We start from the raw sequence: 15,019 nt of genomic DNA, 5'->3' as shown, positions 1-15,019 counted from the left end.
GAGGTGTTCAGTGTCCGAAGTAGGCGTTGGCGATCTGCGCGGCGCTGAAGTCCGTGGCGCGGCCCGCGAGCGTGACGCGTCCCTTGAGCAGGCAGTACACGCGCTGCGCGATGCGGCAGGCGCGCGTCACGTCCTGCTCCACCACCAGCAGCGCCGTGCCCTGTGCGCGGATGTCGCCGAAGGCGCGGTAGATCTGCTCGATGACCACCGGCGCCAGGCCCAGCGAGATTTCGTCGCACAGCATCAGGCGCGGGTTGGCCATGAGCGCGCGGCCGATGCTCACCATCTGTTGCTGCCCGCCCGACAGCTGCGTGGCCGGCCGGTGGCGAAACTCCTGCAGGATCGGGAACAGCGCGTACACCGTTGGCAGCGTCCAGTGGCCCGTGCGGCCGCACAGCGCGCCCATGCGCAGGTTTTCTTCCACGGTGAGCGAGGGGAACAGCATCCGCCCCTCGGGCACCAGCGCGATGCCGCGGCGCGCGATGCGCTCGGCCGGTTCGGCCTCGATGGCCTGACCGTCGAAGCGGATGCCGCCCCGGCTGCGCGAGCCCAGCCCGGCGATGGCGCGGATCAGCGTCGACTTGCCGGCGCCGTTGGCGCCGATGAGCGCCGTGGCCTCGCCTTCCGCCACGTCGAGCGACAGGTCGAACAGCGCCTGCAGGTCGCCGTAGTGGCTGCACAGGTCGCGCACTTCAAGCAGCGGCATGGGTGCGCTCCTGCACGGTGTCTTCGTCGCCCACGCCCATGTAGACCTCGCGCACCTCGCGGCTGGCCATGGCGGCGGCGGGTGTGTCTTCCAGCAGCTTGCGGCCGAAGTTCAGCACCATGATGCGGTCGGCCACGGCCATCAAGGCCTGCGCGATGTGCTCGATCCAGATCATCGCCACGTCCTGCTTCAGCTCGAGCACCAGCGCCACCAGCACCTGCACCTCGGCCTCGGTGAGGCCGCCGGCGATCTCGTCGAGCAGCAGCAGGTGCGGCCGCGCCGCCAGGCCCTTGGCCAGCTCGAGGCGCTTGCGGTCCAGCAGCGGCAGGCGGCCGGCCGGCACGTCGGCGCGGTCGGCCAGCCCGGTGCGTTCCAGCACGGCCCAGGCCTGGCGCGCGGCCTGCGCGCGCGGCAACCGCGCGGCGAAGGTGGCGGCGGCCAGTGCGTTCTCGTAGGCGCTCAGGTGCGCGAAGGGCTGCGGAATCTGGAAGGCGCGCGCCACGCCCAGCCGCGCCCGCGCGTCGGCGCGCAGCCCGACCAGTTCGCGGCCTTCGAGGCGGATGCTGCCGGCATCGGGCACGGCCACGCCGGTGATCAGGTTGAACAGCGAGCTCTTGCCCGCGCCGTTCGGCCCGACCACGCCCAGGCACTCGCCGCGCGCGAGCGAGAGCGCCACCTGGTCGGCCACGACGATCTCGCCGTAGCGCTTGCACAGGCCGTCGATGACGAGGCAATCGCTCATGCAGCCTTGAGCTGCGACAGCAGCTTGAGCTCGTCTTCCACCGGAATCTGCTTGGCCGTGCTGTTGTGCGTGATGACCAGCTCGTACGGGAACTTGCTGCCCGCCTTGGTCTTGCGCCACTGGCCCGCCACCATCGGCGTGACGGCCACGCTCTTGATCGGGCTGCCCTTGAAGTCGATGCGTCCCACCACCGAATCGAGCTGCAGGTTGGCCAGCGCGTCGCGCACGGCCTTCTTGTCCTTCGGGTTCGTGGCGTTCTTCAGCGCGGCAATGCCGACCTCGAACAGCGCGTGGCCGTAGCCGATGGGCTGCGTCCACTGCTTGCCGGTGGTGGCCTCCCAGTCGGCCGCCAGCGCCTTGGCGCTCTGGCCCGTGAGCGAGGACTTGAACGGGAAGTTGGGCGTCCACCAGACCTCGGTTGACATGCCGTTGCCCGCCGCGCCCAGCGACTCCACCGCGCTCGGGAACAGGAAGGACGCGGCCATGGTCACCACCTCGGGCCGGTAGCCCGCCTGCTGCGCCTGCTTCCAGAAGGTGGCGAAGTGGTTGGCGTAGGCAAAGCCCGAGACGATGTTCGCGCGCGCCGCCTTGAAGCTCGACACCTGATTGCTGAAGTCGTCGGTCGCGATCTTGAAGAAGCCGCCGTTGGTCTCCTTGTAGCCGCGCTGCTTGGCGCCGCCCGGGATGCCCGTGGCCGGATCGGCGAAGGCGTGGCCCGGGCCGTTGTCGATGTACAGCGTGCCCAGCGTGCGCTCCACCTTCAGCGGCTCCCACATGCCGAAGAAGTTCTTCAGCACGTCGTCGGCGCCCCAGAAGAAATGGAACGAGAACGGAAAACCTTTTTGCGGCGTGGAGCCGCGCCCGAAGGTGATGGCCTGCCACGGCCCCATGGTCGACACCATCGGCACGCCGTTGACGTCGCACAGCTGGCCGGCGGCCAGTGCGGCGTCGCTGTCCTGCACCAGCAGCAGGTCGACCTTCTCGCGCAGCAGCAGTTCGCTGGACATGGTGGCGCCGCGGTTGGCGTCGGACTGCGTGTCGCGCACCACGATCTCCACCTTGTAGGTCGTGCCGCCGATGGTCAGGCCGTCCTTCAGCGTGGCGCGCACGCGCTCCAGGCTCCAGGGGTCGGCCTCGCCGAAGTTGGCGCGAACGCCCGACAGCGTGGTGAGGTAGCCGATCTTGATGGTCTTCGATTGCGCATGCGCCAGCGCAGGCACGCCGGCCAGCGCGGCCGCGCCGCCGCCGATGACGAGTTGGCGGCGCGTGAGGGCGCCGGAGGCTGCGGGGAAAAGGTCGGCGGACATGGAGGTTCTCCTTGGCGGATGAAGGATGGACAGGTCCGCATCCTCTCTCTGCGCGCCGCCGCGGCGTTATCGAAAACTGGCAAAACGCGGGCCCGTGCCCGCGGATGTCATTCGGGCCGCAGGTTCACCGACTTGGCGATGGCGCGGTAGCGCTCCATGTCGGCCTGGTAGCCGCGGCGCAGTTCGGCCAGCGTCTGTTCGGGCGCCACCTTGCTGCCGCCGAGTTCCAGCGCGCGGCGCAGCTCGGGCTTGAGCATCATCTGGTTGAAGGCCGTGTGCAGCCGCTGCTGCGCGTCCTCGGGCACGCGGTGCGACACCTGGATGCCCGCCCACAGGCTGTAGACGAAGTCGTCCAGGCCCTTGCTGTTGCGGACCAGCGGAATGGCCGTGAAGCGCTCGTGCGGCGCCGAGGCCGCGATGCCCAGCGCCTTGACCTTGCCGGCGTCCAGCAGGTCGGGCACGTTGCCGGCCAGCGGCGCAAACACCAGGTCGATCTGCCCGCCCAGCAGGTCGTTCACCAGCGGCGCGAAGCCCTTGTAGGGCACGTGCAGCATCTTGGTGCCCGTCTGCTGCATGAAGCGCTCGCCCAGCAGGTGGTAGAGCGACCCGGGGCCGATGCTGCCGTAGCTCAGCTCTTTCGTGTCGGGGCGGCGCAGCAGTGCAATGAGTTCGTCGACGCTGCCCGCGCCCAGGTCCTTGCGCGCCAGCAGCACCATCGAGGTGACGGCCATCACGCCGATGGGGCGGAAGTCCTCGGCCTTGTAGCGCGCGCTGCTGAGCGTGAGCGGCGTGAGCATCAGCTCCATCGGCGACCCCACCAGCAGCGCCGAGCCGTCGGCCGGCGCGTTGGCCGCCTTCATCACGCCGAGCGAACCGCTGGCGCCGGGCACGTTGTCGACGATGGCCGGCTGGCCCAGCAGCCGCGAGAGCTCGGGCGCGGCCAGCCGCGCGTTGATGTCGGAGCCGCCGCCCGCGGGGTAGGGCACGATCAGGTTCAGGGTCTTGCCCCCCAGGCCCTGCGCCAGGGCAGGCAGGGCGATGGGGGACAGGCCGGCGGCCAGGCCGGCAGCAATCAGCGAACGTCTGCGCATGGGTTCTCTCCTCGGGTTGTGTGAGATGTGTCGGAGTACGGGAAACAGGGGGCTTGCTACTGCTGCAGCAGCGGCGACTGCATGTTCGCGAAGGGCACGGCCTGGTGCCAGCCGTGCGCCATGCGCAGCACGTCGAGGTCGGCGCCGGGGCGGCCGATGAGCTGCAGGCCCATCGGCAGGCCGCGCGTGCCCTCGGCCTGCGAGAAGCCGGCCGGGATCGCCATCGCGGGCAGCCCGGCGAGCGAGGGGCCGATGGTCACTTCCATCCAGCGGTGGTAGGTGTCCATCGCGCGGCCACCGACCTCGCGCGGCCAGTGCGTGTCGACCGGCAGCGGGAACACCTGCGCGGCCGGCAGCACCAGGAAGTCGAAGCGTTCGAAGAGCTGCAGCAGCGCGGCATGCCACTGCGTGCGCGTGACCGCGGCCTCATGCAGCGCGGCGGCGCTCAGACGCTCGCCCTGCTCGATCTCCCAGCAGGCCTCGGGCTTGAGCTGCGCGCGCGTGGCCGGGTCGGCATGCAACCCGCGCAGCGCGCCGGCGACGATGAAGCCGCGCAGGCGCAGCCAGGCGGTCCACAGGGCGTTGAAGTCGAAAGCGGGCACGGCGGGCGTGACGCTGCAGCCCAGCGAGTCGAAGTGCCGCAGCGCCGATTCGCACAGCGCCATCACGCCCGGGTCCATCGGCAGGTGGCCGCCGAGGTCGCCGAGCCACGCGATGCGCTGGCCGCGCAACTCTGCATCTAGCGGCTGCGCGAAGGCCTCGCCGTCGCCGGCCAGGCTCAGCGGCGAGCGTGCGTCGTAGCCCGCCTGCACCGACAGCAGCCAGGCCACGTCCTCGGGTGTGCGGCCCATCGGCCCTTCGCAGCCCAGCTGCTGGAAGAACAGCTCCGGCCCCGGCCCGGTGGGCACGCGGCCCAGCGACGGGCGCAGGCCGTACACATGGTTCCAGGCCGCGGGGTTGCGCAGCGAACCCATCATGTCGCTGCCGTCGGCCACCGGCAGCATGTGCAGCGCGAGCGCCACCGCGGCGCCGCCGCTGCTGCCGCCGGCTGCATGGCCGAGGTTCCAGGCGTTGCGCGTGGTGCCGAACACCGTGTTGTAGGTGTGCGAGCCCAGGCCGAACTCGGGCGTGTTGCTGCGCCCCACGAAGAGCGCGCCGGCGCGGCGCAGCCGCTCGACCATGATCGCGTCGTGCGGCGTGACCTGCTTCGCGAACACCGGGCTGCCCATCGTGGTCGGCAGGCCGGCGGTGGCGACGAAATCCTTCGGCGCCATCGGGAAGCCGTGCAGCCGGCCGACCGCGTCGCCGCGCGCCAACTGTGCATCGCAGGCATCGGCCTGGCGCAGCATCGCTTCGGGCGGTTGCAGCGACACCAGCGCGTTGACCTGCGGGTTGAAGCGCTCGATGCGCGCAAGGCAGGTCTGCATCAGTTCGCGGCACGAGAGCTCGCGGCGTTGCAGGGCGGCGGCGAGCGAACGGGCACTCGGCAGAGTTGGCAGCGTGGCGGACATATGGCGGTCAACGATAGCGACCGCCTCCGCAAGCAGGTATCAAAAAACGGCAAAACTGGCGCCTCGAAAACCGAGGGATTCCCCTCGGCCCGTGCACCGGATCAGTGCCTCGTGAGCGCCGCGCCGCGCAGCGTCTGCGAGGGCAGTTCGCCGAACTGGCGCCGGTAGTCCGTCGCGAACTGGCTCAGGTGCCAGAAGCCCCAGTGCGCCGCGATGTCCTGCACCGAACGCGACTCGGGCCGCTTGAGTGCGCGGCGCACGCCATTGAGGCGCAGCGCCCGCAGGTAGCGCGCGGGGCTCAGGCCCAGCGTTTCCTGGAAGCAGTAGTTCAGCTTGCGCTGGCTCGCGCCGATGCGGCTGCACACCTGCAGCATCGACAGCGGCTCGTCGGGCCGCGACATCATCAGCTCGCAGGCGCGGCGCACCACGCGGCGGTGCGCCTCGGTGGCGCGCAGCTCGCGCAGGTCGACGTCTTCGGGCAGGGCGTTGAGCCAGGCCAGCAGCACGTCGTCGCGCAGCTGCTCCGTGGCGACGGGGTCGTCGAGCAGGCCGGGCATCGCGTCGAGTGCGCTGAAGGCGCCGCGCAAGGTGCCGCGCAGCGACTGCATGGTGGGGTCGTCGAAGTGCAGCACCACGCGCCGTTCGAGCCAGGCCGGCGGCGCGCGGTCGTTCAGGCGTTCGGTGAGCGAATGCAGCAGCGCGTTGTCGACCACGATGCCCGTCAGCTCGAAGCCCGGCGGGCTGCACAGGTCGAGCTCGTCGCAGCGCCCGACCATCACCGATTCGGTGTCCAGCCGCTGGCCCGAGAAGCGCGCCTCGCCGTCCTGGCGGCAGGTGAGGGCGAAGCCGCAGCAGTCGGGATTCATCTCGCCGTGCTGGCGCAGCGCGCGGTTGGTGGTCTCGCGCACCAGCCGCAGGCCGGGCAGTTGCACGTGGTCGAGAAAGCCGGCGAAGCTGCCGCCCGAGAGCATGTCGCACGCCAGGTGCCAGCCGTTCTGGCCGCTGGCGTAGGCGTCGATGTCGTGCGTGGACAGGGTCCAGCGCGTCGCGACGGTGGGGGCGGGGGCAGGAAGAACGGAGGCGGTCTGGCTGGTCATGGCGGTCCGGCGAAGCGGTGGCAGGGGTGCGAAGACCCGTGCCGGAAGCAATCTCCAGACCAGATTGTTTCGTTGACAACGATCTTAAAGTGACAGGGCAAACCCCTAAGCCACCCGACCGTGGCCTATTCGAGTTCGCCGCTGGGCTCGAAGCCGGTGGTGCTGTCGAACAGCTTCTGCACGATGGTCTGCAGCACCTGGCGCTCATCTGCGGTGAGCTGCGAGAACAGGCGCTGCGCCGTGTCGTGCGCCAGTGGCACCATGTCGCGGTACAGCGCCAGGCCTTCTTCCTCGAGCGACACGATGACCTTGCGGCGGTCGTCGGCCGAGGGGTGCATGTTGGCCAGGCCCAGGTCCACCAGCCGGTGCTGCGCGCGGCTCACGCGGGCCTTGTCCATGCTCGTCTTCTGTGCGATTTCGAGCGCCGACAGTGCACCGTACTTGCCCAGCACCACGACGATGCGCCACTCCGGAATCTGCAGCGAGAAGCGGCTGGCGATCGACTGGCCCACCGTCTGGCTCACTCGGTTGGCGACCACCGAGAGCTGAAAGGGCAGGAAGGTCTCGAGGTCGAAGACCGGGGCGCTCGCGGCGCTGCTGCGTGCCTTGGGCAGGGGCTTGGCGCTGGGCCTGGAAGGGGTGCGTGAACGGGGCACGGTGAGGTCGTGGCGTGGAGGCGTCGTGAAAGAAGATCGGCGCGGACAGTATAGGAAGGCCTTTGCGCGCGACGCACGAGGCCGCGCGAGGTTTGCCAGTTTTCGATAACGCGGCAAGGGGCTCGCTCCCTATCGTGCAGGGCATGGACTACCCCGAACTCGCACTGCACATCGCCGGCCAATGGCGCACGCAGACCGCCGGCGGCCGCCGCGCGGTCGTCAATCCCGCCACCGAAGCCACCATCGCGCAGCTGCCGCTGGCCGGGCGCGACGAACTCGCCGAAGCAGCCGCGTCCGCGCGCCGCGGCTTCGTGCAGTGGCGCGCCAAGAGCGCACTCGAACGCTGCAACATCCTGCGCACCGCCGCGCAGAACATCCGCGAGCAAGCCAAGGCCATCGCGCACGTGCTCACCCTCGAGCAAGGCAAGCCGCTGGCCGAGTCGCTGCGCGAGGTCACGCTGTCGGCCGACATCATCGACTTCCAGGCGGAGGAGGCCAAGCGTTTGTACGGGCGCCTCGTGCCGCCGCGCGTCGAGGGCATCCTTTCGCAGTCGGTGATGCGCCAGCCCGTGGGGCCGGTGGCGGCCTTCACGCCGTGGAACTTTCCGGCCAACCTGCCGGCGCGCAAGCTCGCGAGCGCACTGGCCGCGGGTTGCAGCGTGGTCATCAAGCCGGCGGAAGAAACGCCGGGCACCTGCATGCTGCTGGTGCGCGCCTTTCTCGACGCGGGCGTGCCGCCCGATGCACTGAACATGGTGTGCGGCGACCCGGCCGAGGTGTCGTCCTTCCTCATCGACCATCCGGCCATCGCCAAGGTGTCGTTCACCGGTTCGGTGGCCGTGGGCAAGCTGCTGGGCGAGCAGGCGGCGCGGCATGTGAAGCGCTTCACCGGCGAACTCGGCGGCCACGCGCCGGTGATCGTCTGCGACGACGCCGACTTTCCCTTCGCGCTCAAGCAGTCGCTCGCCGCCAAGTTCCGCAACGCGGGCCAGGTGTGCGCGTCGCCGATCCGCTTCTACGTGCCGCGCGCGCGCTTCGGCGAATGGAGCGAGGCCTTCGTCCAGGCCGCGCGCGCGCTGCGCCTGGGCGACGGCACCGACCCCGCCACGCAGATGGGTCCGCTCGCGCACGTGCGCCGCATCGAGGACATGCAGCGCTTCGTCGACGACGCCGTGGAACGCGGCGCGCAACTGCTGTGCGGCGGCCACCGCGTGCAGCGCCCCGGCTTCTTCTTCGAGCCCACCGTGATCGCGAACGCACCGGCCGACAGCCGCGTGATGCGCCAGGAGCCCTTCGGCCCCATCGCCGTGCTGCAGCCCTACGACACGCTGGACGAAGCCATCGCGCAGGCCAATGCCTTGCCCTACGGCCTGGGCGCCTACGCCTTCACGCGCGACCTGCACACCGCGCACCGCCTGGGCGACGCGCTCGAGGCCGGCATGGTCGGCATCAACCACTTCGGCGTCTCGCAGCCCGAGATGCCCTTCGGCGGCTGGAAGGAAAGCGGCATCGGCCAGGAGATGGGCGCCGAGGGCCTGCTGCACTACACCGAGGTCAAGACCCTCACCGTCGGCGTGCCGTCCTGAGCACGCGCATCGAACACTTCCGGAGACCTGCATGACAACGACCGAAGCCGCCGCCGTGGCGGCGCTCAAGCAAGACAACGCCCAGTACCTGTGGCACCCCATGGCGCATCCGCAGGCCATGCTCAAGAGCAAGCCCGACATCATTGCGCGCGGCCAGGGCTGCTGGATCTGGGACGTCGACGGCCACAAGATGCTCGACGGCGTCGGCGGCCTGTGGGCCGCGAACCTGGGTCACAGCAACCAGCCGGTGCGCGACGCCATCGTCGCGCAGCTGGACGAGCTGCCCTTCTACAACGTGTTCCGCGGCACCACGCACCCGCGCGCCATCGAGCTGTCGGCGCGCCTGGTCAAGACCATGGAACCCGACGGCGTGGCCGCCGTGTTCTTCAGCAACGGCGGCTCCGATGCGGTCGAAGGCGCGCTCAAGCTCGCGCGCCAGTACTGGAAGCTCAAGGGCCAGGCCGACCGCTTCAAGTTCATCGCGCTGCGCCAGGGCTACCACGGCGTGCACTTCGGCGGCATGAGCGTGAACGGCAACCTGAATTTCCGCCGCGCCTACGAGCCGCTGCTGCCGGGGTGCTTTCACGTCGACACGCCGTGGCTGTACCGCAACCCCTACACGCAGGACCCGGAAGAACTCGGCGAGATCTGCGCCATGCAGCTGGAGCGCGAGATCCAGTTCCAGGGCCCCGACACCGTGGCCGCCTTCATCGCCGAGCCGATCCAGGGCGCGGGCGGCGTGATCGTGCCGCCGCCCAACTACTGGCCGCGCGTGCGCGAGATCTGCGACAAGTACGGCGTGCTGCTCATCGCCGACGAGGTCGTCACCGGCTTCGGCCGCGGCGGTGCGATGTTCGGCACGCGGCTGTGGAACGTGAAGGCCGACCTGTGGTGCCTGGCCAAGGGCATCTCGTCGGGCTACGTGCCGCTGGGCGCCACCGCCATCGGCAACAAGGTGGCCGAGGTCTTCCTCAACGACCCCACGGGCCAGGCCGCGGTGGGCCACGGCTACACCTACAGCGCGCACCCGGTGGCGGCCGCTGCGGCACTCGCCACGCTGGACCAGATCGAGGCGCTCGACGTGCCCGGCAACGCCGCGCGCGTGGGCGCGCATTTCCAGGCGCGCGTGCGGCCCTTCGTCGACAAGTTCAGCTTCGTCGGCGACGTGCGCGGCATGGGCCTCATGCTGGGCATCGAGATGGTGGCCGACAAGGCCACGCGCACCACGCTGCCGCGCGGCAACCCGATTGCCGCGAAGGTGGCGCAGGCAGCCTACCAGCGCGGGCTGATGGTGCGCATCTCGGGGCCGAACCTCATCCTCTCGCCGCCGCTGGTCATCACGCGCGAGGAGGTGGACTTCATGGTCGATGCGCTCGAAGGTGCGTTCGCCGACGTGGACGCGACGCTGTGAGTGCATCGCCCACGATCCTGCTGATCGGCACCGCCGACACCAAGAGCGCCGAGCTGCTGTTCATGCGCGAATGCATCGAGGCCGGCGGCGGCCGCGTCGTCGTGATGGACGTGGGCGTGCTCGACGGCGCACCCTTCACGCCCGACATTCCCAACACCGAAGTGGCCGCGGCCGCCGGCAAGACCGTGGCCGAAGTGGCGGCCAGCGGCGACGAGAACAGCGCCATGACGCTGATGGCGCGCGGCGCCGCCAGGCTCGCCGCGCGCTGGCAGGCCGAGGGCCGCATCGACGGCCTGCTCGCGCTGGGCGGCACCATGGGCACCGACCTCGCGCTCGACGTGGCGCAGGCGCTGCCGCTGGGCGTGCCGAAGGTGCTGGTGTCGACCATCGCCTACTCGCACCTGCTGCCGCCCGAGCGCATTCCGCCCGACCTCATCATGGTGCTGTGGGCCGGCGGGCTCTACGGCCTCAACAGCCTGTGCCGCTCGGCCTTGAGCCAGGCCGCGGGCGCGGTGCTCGGCGCCTGCCGCCAGGCCTGCGTGCCGGCCTTCCAGAAACCGCTGGTGGGCATGACCTCGCTGGGCTCCAGCGCGCTCACCTACATGAAGACGCTCAAGCCCGCGCTCGAAGCGCGCGGCTACGAGGTCGCCGTGTTCCACACCACCGGCATGGGCGGTCGTGCCTTCGAGGCACTGGCCGCCGAAGGCCGCTTCTGCGCGGTGATGGATTTCAGCCTGCAGGAGCTGGCCAACCAGCTCGGCGGCTCGTGCGTGACGGCCGGGCCCGACCGGCTGCTCGGCGCCGGCCGCGCGGGCACGCCGCAGATCGTCGCGCCCGGTGCCATCGACATGCTCGACTACCCGGCCTGGCAGTCCACGCCCGAAGGCCTGGAAGGCCGGCCCACGCACATCCACAACCGGCTGCTGGCTTCGGCACTGAGCGCGCCCGCGTTCCGCCGCGATGTGGCGAGCGAGATCGCACGCCGTCTCGCGCGCGCCGAGGGTGCCACCTGCCTGCTGATGCCGCTGCAAGGCATCGAAGGCTGGGATCGCCCGGGCGAGCCGCTGCACGACCCCGAAGGCCTCGCGGCCTTCACCGAAGCGCTGCGCGGCAGCGTGGACCCGGCGCGGCTCGTCGAGCTCGACGCACACATCAACGACGGCGCCTTCTGCGACGCCGCACTGCGCGTGTTCGATGCCTGGGTGGCCGACGGCACCGTGCCCGCTGGGAGCCGCGCATGAGCCCCGCCGCACAAGCCCTCGTGCTCGACTTCGGCGGCGTCATCAGCCGCACGCTGTTCGAGACCCACGCCCTCACCGAAGAGGCGCTGTCGCTGCCGCGCGGCACGCTCACCTGGCGCGGCCCTTTCGACCTCGCGAGCGATCCGCTGTGGCGCGACATGCAGGCCGACAAGCTCTCGGAGCGCGACTACTGGATGGCGCGCACCCGCGAAGTGGGCGCGTTGGTCGGCGAACGCTGGGACCGCATGGAGACCTTCGTGCAGCGCGCGCGTGGCGCCGACCCCGAGGCCGCGATCCGCCCCGAGGCCCTCGCGGCCATCGAGGCGGCGCGGCGTGCCGGCTGCCGGCTCGCGATTTTGTCGAACGAGCTCGACCTGTTCTACGGCGCGGGCTTTCGTCAGCGCCTGCCCTTCATGAGCGTCTTCGACGTGGTGGTGGACGCCACGCACACCGGCATCCTCAAGCCCGATGCGCGCGCCTACCAGCAATGCCTGGACCAGCTCGGCCTGCCCGCCGACGCCTGCGTGTTCGTCGACGACCAGCTGCGCAACATCGCTGGCGCGCAGCGCGTGGGCCTGCGCACTGTGCACTTCGACGTGATGCATCCGGGCGCGAGCTACGCGCAGGCGCTCTCGATGCTGGGCGTTTCTCCTTCTTCTTCCCTTTGACCGAGTTTGCGATGACCCCGACCTTCGAACCCACCGTGCCGCGCGAGCGCGTGCAGGCCCTGATGCAGGCCGAACAGGCGCGCTATGCGCGCACCCACGCGCGCAGCGGCGAACGATTTGCGCAGGGCCAGCAGGCCTGGCTCTACGGCGCGCCTTCGCACTGGATGCGCCGCTGGATCGGCGGCTGGCCGCTGTACGTGCAGGACGCGCAGCTGCCCTACGGTGCGCGCTTCGTCGACGTGGACGGCAACGGCTATGCCGACTTCTGCCTGGGCGACACCGGCGGCATGTGCGGCCACGGCCACCCGGCGGTGGTCGAGGCGCTGACGCGGCAGGCGCGCGTGGGCAGCTCGCTGATGCTGCCGACCGACGACGCGGCCTGGGTCGGCGAAGAGCTGTCGCGCCGCTTCGGCCTGCCGTACTGGAACCTCACGACCTCGGCCTCGGACGCCAACCGCGCCTGCATCCGCCTGGCGCGCATGGTCACCGGCCGGCCGCGCGTGCTGGTGTTCTCGGGCTGCTACCACGGCTCGGTGGAAGAGGCGCATGTGGAGCTGCGCGACGGCGCCGTCGCGATGCGCAACGACATCCACCCCAACGGCTTTCCGCACGACCAGCTGTCGGCCGTGGTCGAGTTCAACGACGTGCCCGCGCTGGAGCGCGCGCTGCGCGCCGGCGACGTGGCCTGCGTGCTGGCCGAGCCGGCCATGACCAACTACGGAATGATCGCGCCCGCGCCCGGCTTTCACGACGCGCTGCGCCGCCTCACGCGCGAGACCGGCACGCTGCTGGTCATCGACGAGACGCACACCATCTCGAGTGGCCCCGGCGGCTACACGCGACAGCACGGGCTCGATCCCGATATGTTCGTGATCGGCAAGGCCATCGCCGGCGGCATTCCCGCCGCCGCCTTCGGGCTGAGCGCCGAGACCGCCGAGCGCGTCTGGCAGGTGCTGCCCAAGCTGCACCCCACGAAGCGCCAGTCGGCGCACGCCGGCTTCGGCGGCACGCTGGCGGGCAACGCGCTCACCGTGGCCGTGATGCGTGCGGTGCTCTCGCAGGTGCTCACGCCCGAGGCCTTCGATCGCATGCTGGTGCTCGCGCAGCGCCTGGCCGAAGGCGTCAACGCCAGCATCGCCGCCGCAGGATTGCCGTGGCATGCGACGCAGGTCGGCGCGCGCGTGGAGACGCTCTTCTGTGCCGACGCGCCGCGCAACGCGAGCGACGTGCGCCGCACGCGCGACGGCGAACTCGAGGCGCTGCTGCACCTGTACATGATGAACCGCGGCGTGCTCATCACGCCCTTCCACAACATGATGCTGTGCTGCCCCGGCACCACCGAGCGCGAGGTCGACGAGCACAACGCGGCCTTCGCCGAGTTCGTGCGGGAGTGCAAGGGATGAGCACGCCCGATCTCTTCGGCCTGCAGGGAAAGGTCGCGCTGATCACCGGTGGCGGGCGCGGCATCGGCGCGGCCATCGCGCAGGTGTTCGCCGAAGCCGGTGCCTCGGTGCTCATCGCCAACCGCACCGGCAGTGCGGGCGAGGCGGTGGCGGCTGAATTGCGTGCGCGTGGATTCGCGGCGCAGACGCTGGCCTGCGACATCGGCCGGCGCGACGAGGCCGAGCGCGCGGTGGCCGAGGCCGTGCGCGTGTTCGGTGCGCTCGACATCGTGGTCCACAACGCGGCCGTCAACCCGTGGGCCGCCATCGACGCGATGACCGACGAGCAGTTGGAGCACACGCTGGCCGTCAACCTCAAGGCCTGCTTCTGGCTCACGCAGGCCGCTGTGCCGCACCTGCGCGCGCGTGGCGGCGGGCGACTGCTCGTCACCTCGTCGGTGACCGGGCCGCGCGTGGCCATGCCGGGCAGCGCGCACTACGCGGCCAGCAAGGCCGGCGTGAACGGTTTCATCCGCACCGCAGCGCTGGAGTACGCGCGCGAGGGCATCACCGTGAACGGCGTGGAGCCGGGCTACATCGCCAAGCAGGGCGGCTCGCTGCTGTCCGACCCGGCCAAGGCCGCGCGCATCGCGCGCCACATTCCGGCCGGCGAACTGGGGCGGCCCGAGGACATCGCCTACGCGATGCGCTTCCTGGCGAGCCCGGCGGCGCGCTACATCACGGGGCAGACGATCGTGGTCGATGGCGGCTCGACGCTGCCTGAAAGCCCGTTCTTCGCGGAGGCATCGGAATGAACGCGCGCCTGCACGGCAAGGCCTGCCTCGTGGTCGGCGCTGCGACCGGCATCGGCGCCGCCGTGGCCGCACGCTTCGCGGCCGAGGGCGCGCGCGTCGCGGTGGCCGGCTGGCCGCGCCCGCAACCGGTGGGCGAGGGCCCGGCCTTCGAGTGCGACGTGACCGACGACGCGGCGGTGCGCGCCACCGTGGCCGCGGTGCAGGCCGCGTTCGGACGCATCGACGTGCTGGTGAACTGCGCCGGCATCGTGCAGAGCGACGACGCGGCCGACATCGACGACGGCGATTGGCAGCGGCTGCACGAGGTCAACCTCGGCGGCACCATGCGCTGCCAGCGCGCCGTGCTGCCCGGCATGGTCGCGCAGGGTGGTGGCGCCATCGTCAACGTCGCCTCGGTCGCGGCGTTCAACGCAGGCGCCGGCATGGCGAGCTATGCGTCCAGCAAGGCCGGCGTGGTCGCGCTCACGCGCTCGGCCGCGCAGGCTTACGGCCCGCAGGGCGTGCGCGTGAACGCGCTGTGCCCCGGCTGGGTCGACACGCCCATGAGCCGCCAGGAGATGCGCGACCTGGCCGCCGAACGCGGCATCGACGAAGACGCCGCGCGCGCGCAGACGGTGGCGCGCATCGCGCTGGGCCGCATGGCCACGCCCGAGGAGATGGCCGCCGTGTGCCTGTTCCTGGCCAGCGACGAAGCCTCGTTCGTGACCGGCGCGGCGCTGGTGGCCGACGGCGGGGCGCGGGTGCCGGCGGCTGCGCGCGCCGTGTAAGCGCCCAGAGACGCCACGCCCGCCCGGGCGTATGCTTGC

At 70.9% G+C, this 15,019-nt stretch carries 14 protein-coding genes; 7 read left to right on the top strand and 7 right to left on the bottom strand.

Going from position 1 to position 15,019, the window contains the following annotated elements:
• Nucleotides 1–7: 7 nt before the first annotated feature.
• The 7 genes from AC1RAA_RS29320 to AC1RAA_RS29290 form a co-directional block, all read right to left on the bottom strand.
• Nucleotides 8–706 carry an ABC transporter ATP-binding protein gene (locus AC1RAA_RS29320; protein WP_159273603.1) on the bottom strand — a complete coding sequence of 233 codons (699 nt, stop codon included), beginning with the start codon at nt 704–706 and terminating at the stop codon, nt 8–10.
• A complete protein-coding gene (locus AC1RAA_RS29315; RefSeq protein ID WP_159273604.1) occupies nt 693–1,448 on the bottom strand; it encodes an ABC transporter ATP-binding protein in 756 nt (251 codons plus the stop codon). Before AC1RAA_RS29315 ends, AC1RAA_RS29320 begins: the two co-directional genes overlap by 14 nt.
• Nucleotides 1,445–2,755 (bottom strand): ABC transporter substrate-binding protein, encoded by a 1,311-nt coding sequence (locus tag AC1RAA_RS29310; protein ID WP_159273605.1) that lies wholly within the window; start codon nt 2,753–2,755, stop codon nt 1,445–1,447. The genes AC1RAA_RS29315 and AC1RAA_RS29310 overlap by 4 nt, the downstream gene beginning before the upstream one ends.
• Nucleotides 2,756–2,862: 107 nt before the next feature.
• Nucleotides 2,863–3,846 carry a Bug family tripartite tricarboxylate transporter substrate binding protein gene (locus tag AC1RAA_RS29305; protein WP_492732387.1) on the bottom strand — a complete coding sequence of 328 codons (984 nt, stop codon included), beginning with the start codon at nt 3,844–3,846 and terminating at the stop codon, nt 2,863–2,865.
• 56 nt (nt 3,847–3,902) lie between these two features.
• Entirely contained in the window at nt 3,903–5,357 is a 1,455-nt protein-coding gene (locus tag AC1RAA_RS29300) for an amidase (RefSeq protein ID WP_492732385.1), read from the bottom strand.
• Nucleotides 5,358–5,458: 101 nt separating this feature from the next.
• Entirely contained in the window at nt 5,459–6,454 is a 996-nt protein-coding gene (locus tag AC1RAA_RS29295) for a helix-turn-helix domain-containing protein (protein ID WP_492732383.1), read from the bottom strand.
• 125 nt (nt 6,455–6,579) lie between these two features.
• Nucleotides 6,580–7,110: a MarR family winged helix-turn-helix transcriptional regulator gene (locus AC1RAA_RS29290; RefSeq protein WP_159273609.1), complete on the bottom strand. Its 531-nt coding sequence runs from the start codon at nt 7,108–7,110 to the stop codon at nt 6,580–6,582.
• Nucleotides 7,111–7,253: 143 nt separating this feature from the next.
• Here AC1RAA_RS29290 and AC1RAA_RS29285 point away from each other — a divergent pair, with 143 nt between their 5' ends.
• Genes AC1RAA_RS29285 through AC1RAA_RS29255 form a run of 7 tightly spaced genes read left to right on the top strand, consistent with a single transcriptional unit; the run spans nt 7,254 to nt 14,980 of the window.
• Nucleotides 7,254–8,696 carry an NAD-dependent succinate-semialdehyde dehydrogenase gene (locus tag AC1RAA_RS29285; RefSeq protein ID WP_492732381.1) on the top strand — a complete coding sequence of 481 codons (1,443 nt, stop codon included), beginning with the start codon at nt 7,254–7,256 and terminating at the stop codon, nt 8,694–8,696.
• Between the two features lie 31 nt (nt 8,697–8,727).
• Nucleotides 8,728–10,107 carry an aminotransferase class III-fold pyridoxal phosphate-dependent enzyme gene (locus tag AC1RAA_RS29280; protein ID WP_492732379.1) on the top strand — a complete coding sequence of 460 codons (1,380 nt, stop codon included), beginning with the start codon at nt 8,728–8,730 and terminating at the stop codon, nt 10,105–10,107.
• Nucleotides 10,104–11,348 (top strand): Tm-1-like ATP-binding domain-containing protein, encoded by a 1,245-nt coding sequence (locus AC1RAA_RS29275; RefSeq protein WP_492732378.1) that lies wholly within the window; start codon nt 10,104–10,106, stop codon nt 11,346–11,348. Before AC1RAA_RS29280 ends, AC1RAA_RS29275 begins: the two co-directional genes overlap by 4 nt.
• Nucleotides 11,345–12,016: an HAD-IA family hydrolase gene (locus AC1RAA_RS29270; protein WP_492732376.1), complete on the top strand. Its 672-nt coding sequence runs from the start codon at nt 11,345–11,347 to the stop codon at nt 12,014–12,016. Before AC1RAA_RS29275 ends, AC1RAA_RS29270 begins: the two co-directional genes overlap by 4 nt.
• A gap of 11 nt (nt 12,017–12,027) precedes the next feature.
• Nucleotides 12,028–13,419 (top strand): transaminase, encoded by a 1,392-nt coding sequence (locus tag AC1RAA_RS29265; RefSeq protein WP_159273614.1) that lies wholly within the window; start codon nt 12,028–12,030, stop codon nt 13,417–13,419.
• Nucleotides 13,416–14,213 carry an SDR family oxidoreductase gene (locus AC1RAA_RS29260; RefSeq protein WP_492732374.1) on the top strand — a complete coding sequence of 266 codons (798 nt, stop codon included), beginning with the start codon at nt 13,416–13,418 and terminating at the stop codon, nt 14,211–14,213. Before AC1RAA_RS29265 ends, AC1RAA_RS29260 begins: the two co-directional genes overlap by 4 nt.
• On the top strand, nt 14,210–14,980 hold the full coding sequence (locus AC1RAA_RS29255) for an SDR family NAD(P)-dependent oxidoreductase (protein WP_492732372.1): 771 nt from the start codon (nt 14,210–14,212) through the stop codon (nt 14,978–14,980). The genes AC1RAA_RS29260 and AC1RAA_RS29255 overlap by 4 nt, the downstream gene beginning before the upstream one ends.
• Nucleotides 14,981–15,019 lie beyond the last annotated feature (39 nt).

The sequence above is a fragment of the Variovorax sp. GW823-FHT04F07 genome, from assembly GCF_058795995.1.
Note: the sequence above shows the minus strand (reverse complement) of the source record. Positions and strands in the feature narration are given on the sequence as shown.

What these genes read in the sequence shown, in the direction of transcription:
- AC1RAA_RS29320 (WP_159273603.1), bottom strand. Translation starts at nt 706, where the DNA reads ATGCCGCTGCTTGAAGTGCGCGACCTGTGCAGCCACTACGGCGACCTG.
- AC1RAA_RS29315 (WP_159273604.1), bottom strand. Translation starts at nt 1,448, where the DNA reads ATGAGCGATTGCCTCGTCATCGACGGCCTGTGCAAGCGCTACGGCGAG.
- AC1RAA_RS29310 (WP_159273605.1), bottom strand. Translation starts at nt 2,755, where the DNA reads ATGTCCGCCGACCTTTTCCCCGCAGCCTCCGGCGCCCTCACGCGCCGC.
- AC1RAA_RS29305 (WP_492732387.1), bottom strand. Translation starts at nt 3,846, where the DNA reads ATGCGCAGACGTTCGCTGATTGCTGCCGGCCTGGCCGCCGGCCTGTCC.
- AC1RAA_RS29300 (WP_492732385.1), bottom strand. Translation starts at nt 5,357, where the DNA reads ATGTCCGCCACGCTGCCAACTCTGCCGAGTGCCCGTTCGCTCGCCGCC.
- AC1RAA_RS29295 (WP_492732383.1), bottom strand. Translation starts at nt 6,454, where the DNA reads ATGACCAGCCAGACCGCCTCCGTTCTTCCTGCCCCCGCCCCCACCGTC.
- AC1RAA_RS29285 (WP_492732381.1), top strand. Translation starts at nt 7,254, where the DNA reads ATGGACTACCCCGAACTCGCACTGCACATCGCCGGCCAATGGCGCACG.
- AC1RAA_RS29280 (WP_492732379.1), top strand. Translation starts at nt 8,728, where the DNA reads ATGACAACGACCGAAGCCGCCGCCGTGGCGGCGCTCAAGCAAGACAAC.
- AC1RAA_RS29270 (WP_492732376.1), top strand. Translation starts at nt 11,345, where the DNA reads ATGAGCCCCGCCGCACAAGCCCTCGTGCTCGACTTCGGCGGCGTCATC.
- AC1RAA_RS29265 (WP_159273614.1), top strand. Translation starts at nt 12,028, where the DNA reads ATGACCCCGACCTTCGAACCCACCGTGCCGCGCGAGCGCGTGCAGGCC.
- AC1RAA_RS29260 (WP_492732374.1), top strand. Translation starts at nt 13,416, where the DNA reads ATGAGCACGCCCGATCTCTTCGGCCTGCAGGGAAAGGTCGCGCTGATC.
- AC1RAA_RS29255 (WP_492732372.1), top strand. Translation starts at nt 14,210, where the DNA reads ATGAACGCGCGCCTGCACGGCAAGGCCTGCCTCGTGGTCGGCGCTGCG.